Here is a 596-nt window from a genome sequence, read left to right on the forward strand (position 1 = left end):
GGGAGCATCCCACTTTCGACAAAATAGTCAACAGGCAAGCTGCCCATTGAGGTAGGCACAACGCAAACTCAACATCGCATTGACAGAGGCCGTATTCCAGCGGGCTCCGGAAATTTGCAGGCGTCGCCCAATCTGTTTGACAGCGGATTCGACAGCTCCTGAACCAATGGAGCAGAGCTGCTCGGTCTGGTAGAACTCATAGTTGACGATGCGAGCTTGATGCTTGCTTAGATAGGCTTCAAAGTTACGGGCTTGCTTGCGCCGACAGTCCGCAAAGAGAGCCTTGGCAGCCTCTACCTGTCCTTGCCAAAGCAGAGCTTCCGCCGCCGCTAGCCGCTTGAGCGACCCGCCCACCTTGTAGAGGTTCTCTTTAAGGTGATACCAATCGAGAATCTCCCAACGGGTCTCCACGGTCGTGAGCTCCCTAAACAGGTTCCATACCCCAGGATGACCATCTCCCAAACAGACCAGTGGTGAAAGCAAGCGTTGAGCGCTGAGATAATCAATCAAGCTGTCATTGTCCTGGAAGAAGGCGTTGTAGTAGATCCCTTGCACCCTCACCGCTTTGTAATCCCGCCACGGGCTATCGGACTCTC

1 pseudogene is annotated in these 596 nt (G+C 54.2%); it reads right to left on the reverse strand.

Annotated elements, in window-relative coordinates:
• Window positions 1–27 precede the first annotated feature (27 nt).
• A pseudogene (locus JUJ53_RS13790) lies at window positions 28–596 on the reverse strand (ISKra4 family transposase); the annotation flags it as partial.

This window comes from Leptolyngbya sp. CCY15150 (assembly GCF_016888135.1).
Classification (GTDB): Bacteria; Cyanobacteriota; Cyanobacteriia; order RECH01; family RECH01; genus RECH01.